This window comes from Burkholderia sp. Bp9090 (genome assembly GCF_003857985.1).
Lineage (GTDB): Bacteria > Pseudomonadota > Gammaproteobacteria > Burkholderiales > Burkholderiaceae > Burkholderia.
On the sequence record NZ_QTPV01000087.1, the window covers coordinates 1 to 3,352 of the forward strand.

The window sequence follows — 3,352 nt, forward strand, 5'->3', positions numbered from 1 at the left end:
CGCGCGTTCTGCTCGACCAGCAGCACCGTGATGCCCTCCTTCGAGATCTCGCGCACCACTTCGAAGATCTTCTCGACCATGATCGGCGACAGGCCCATCGACGGCTCGTCGAGCAGCAGCAGCTTCGGCTTCGACAGGATCGCGCGCGACATCGCCAGCATCTGCTGCTCACCGCCCGACAGCGTGCCCGCGAGCTGCGTCGCACGCTCCTTCAGCCGCGGGAAGAAGCCGAACATCCGGTCGACGTCCTGCTTGATCTGCTCCTTGTCGTTGCGCAGGTACGCGCCCATCTGCATGTTCTCGATGATCGACATCCGCGCGAAGATCCCGCGACCTTCCGGCACCATCGCGAGGCCGCGCTTGAGCAGCTCGTGCGACGGCACGCCCTTGATCGACTTGCCGTCGTACTCGATGTCGCCCGCCGAATACGGCTTGAGACCCGTGATCGCCTTCATCGTCGTGGTCTTGCCCGCGCCGTTCGCGCCGATCAGCGTCACCAGCTCGCCCTGGCGGACTTCCATGTCAACGCCCTTGACGGCCTGGATGCCGCCGTAGTTGACCTGCAAGCCCTTGATTTTCAACATTGCCGCTGCCATCAGTGCACCCCTGCGCCGAGATATGCCTCAATCACCTTCGGATTCTTCTGCACGTCCTGCGGCAGACCCTCGGCGATCACCTTGCCGTAATCGAGCACCGTCATCCGGTTGCACAATCCCATCACGAGCTTCACGTCGTGCTCGATCAGCAGGATCGTACGGCCGTCGGAGCGGATCTTGTCGAGCAGGCGCGTGAGTTCGACCTTCTCGGTCGCGTTCATCCCGGCCGCCGGCTCGTCGAGCGCGAGCAGCTTCGGGTCGGTCGCCAATGCGCGCGCGATTTCCAGCCGGCGCTGGTGGCCGTACGACAGGTTGCGCGACGTGTAGTCCGCGTACTGCAGCACGCCGACGTACTCGAGCAGCTCGATCGCGCGTTCCTTGATCTCGCGCTCTTCCTGGCGCTCGGCCGGCGTCTGGAACACCGCGCCCAGCAGGCCGTGCTTGGTCCGCACGTGGCGGCCCACCATCACGTTCTCCAGCGCCGTCATCCCGCCGAACAGGCGGATGTTCTGGAACGTGCGTGCGATGCCCGTCTTTGCGACCTGGTGCACCGCGGTCGGCTTGTATTCCGTGCCGTCGAGCTTGAACTCGCCGGAGTCCGGCGTGTAGAGGCCCGTGATCACGTTGAAGAACGTGGTCTTGCCGGCGCCGTTCGGGCCGATCAGGCCGTAGATCTCGCCTTCCTTGATCTGCAGGCCGACGTCGGACAGTGCCTGCAGCCCGCCGAAGCGTTTGTTCACGCCCGAGACGGACAGTCGGATTTGCTTGTCGCTCATGTGTGTATCCCCTTGTCCGTTGGTTAAGCGCGCACCGGCTTCTTGCTGTTGCGCTTCGCCAGTTTCGCGATCTTGTCCTCATGCTTCGGCGCCGGCCACAGGCCTTCCGAGCGATACAGCATGATGATCACCATCGCGAGGCCGTACAGCGCCTGACGGATCACTTCGGTGTCGACGATGTCGTGACCGAAGATCGCGTGCTGCAGCGGGCTCATCGTCGAACGCAGGAATTCCGGGAAGATCGCGAGCAGCACCGCGCCCAGGATCACGCCCGGGATGTGGCCCATGCCGCCGAGCACCACGCACGCCAGCACGACGATCGATTCCCAGAACGTGAACGACTCGGGCGACACGAAGCCCTGGAACGCACCGAACATCGCGCCCGACAGGCCGCCGAACGACGCGCCCATCGCGAATGCGAGCAGCTTCACGTTACGGGTGTTGATGCCCATCGCCTTCGCGGCGATTTCGTCTTCGCGGATCGCGGCCCATGCGCGGCCGATACGCGAGTGCTGCAGGCGCGTACAGACCCAGATCACCAGCAGCGCGCAGAGCACGAACAGGTAGTAGTACATGTAGACCGACGGCAGCTGGAAGCCGAAGATCGAGTGCGTCTGCGACAGGTTGAAGCTGCCGACGTGCACCGGATCGATGCCCGTGATCCCCTTCGGGCCGTTGGTGATGTTCACCGGACGGTCGAGGTTGTTCATGAATATCCGGACGATTTCACCGAAGCCGAGCGTCACGATCGCCAGGTAGTCGCCGCGCAGGCGCAGCGTCGGCGCGCCGAGCAGGATCCCGAAGGTCGCCGCCAGCGCCATCGCGATCGGCACGATGATCAGGAACGGGATGTGCAGGCCGTTCGGCGCGAGCGCCGCGATCCACTCGAACTGCGAGGTCAGGTGCGGCGAGCTCAGCAGTGCCGCCGTGTACGCGCCCACCGCGTAGAACGCGATGTAGCCGAGGTCGAGCAGGCCGGCGAAGCCGACCACCACGTTCAGGCCCAGCGCGAGCATCACGTACAGCATCGCGAAGTCGAGCACGCGGACCCAGTAGTTGCCGCCTGCCGAGCCGATGATGATCGGCGCCGCGATCACGAAGGCCGCGGTCAGGATGCCGATGACGACGGTCTTGGCGGTGTTGCGTTCTTCGACGAGCGACGTCGAGGATTCGATCGGTTGAATGGATGTCATGTTGTTTGCTCCCCTTCCGTTACGCGCGGTCCGCGACACGTTCGCCCAGCAGGCCCGACGGACGGAACACCAGCACGATGATCAGCACGATGAATGCGAACACGTCCTGGTAGTTACTGCCGAACACGCCACCCGTGAGGTTGCCGATGTAGCCCGCGCCGAGCTGCTCGATCAGGCCGAGCACCACGCCGCCGACCATCGCGCCGCCGAGGTTGCCGATCCCGCCGAGCACCGCCGCGGTGAACGCCTTCATGCCGGGGATGAAGCCCATGTAGAAGTGCACGTTGCCGTATTCGGACGCGATCATCACGCCGGCCAGCGCGGCGAGCGCGGAGCCGATCATGAACGTCGCCGAGATCACGAAGTTCGGGTTCACGCCCATCAGGCTCGCGGTGTTCGGGCTTTCGGCGATCGCGCGCATCGCGCGGCCGAGCTTGGTCTTGTGCACGAGCAGCAAGAGGCCTGCCATCACGATGAACGCCACCGCGATGATCACGATTTCGGTGACCGAGATCACGGCGCCGGGCGTCGTGTCGGTCGCCTTGATCACGTTGATCGGATCGGTCGGCAGCAATTGCGGGAACGGCAGCGGGTTGCGCGACCAGATGATCATCGCGGCCGTCTGCAGCAGGATCGACACGCCGATCGCGGTGATCAGCGGCGCGAGACGCGGCGCGCGGCGCAGCGGCCGGTACGCGACCCGCTCGATCGTGTAGCCCACGCACGCGCAGACGACGGCGGCGATGCCAAGGCCGATCGTCAGCGTCGCGACGTTGCCGAGTCCGGG

General features: G+C 65.0%; 4 protein-coding genes. All 4 read right to left on the reverse strand.

Annotation, left to right across the window (positions count from 1 at the left end; genetic code table 11):
* On the reverse strand, nucleotides 1-596 hold a 596-nt coding region (locus tag DIE16_RS36075), incomplete at its 3' end, for an ABC transporter ATP-binding protein (RefSeq protein ID WP_148091657.1).
* Nucleotides 596-1,372, reverse strand: a complete 777-nt coding sequence (locus DIE16_RS36080; RefSeq protein ID WP_044845603.1) for an ABC transporter ATP-binding protein — start codon at nucleotides 1,370-1,372, stop codon at nucleotides 596-598. The genes DIE16_RS36075 and DIE16_RS36080, both read right to left, overlap by 1 nt.
* Before the next feature lie 23 nt (nucleotides 1,373-1,395).
* Nucleotides 1,396-2,565, reverse strand: coding sequence for an ABC transporter permease subunit (locus DIE16_RS36085; protein ID WP_124894415.1), 1,170 nt, complete (start codon nucleotides 2,563-2,565; stop codon nucleotides 1,396-1,398).
* A gap of 19 nt (nucleotides 2,566-2,584) precedes the next feature.
* Nucleotides 2,585-3,352: branched-chain amino acid ABC transporter permease (locus DIE16_RS36090; RefSeq protein WP_148095406.1), on the reverse strand; the 768-nt coding region annotated here is incomplete at its 5' end.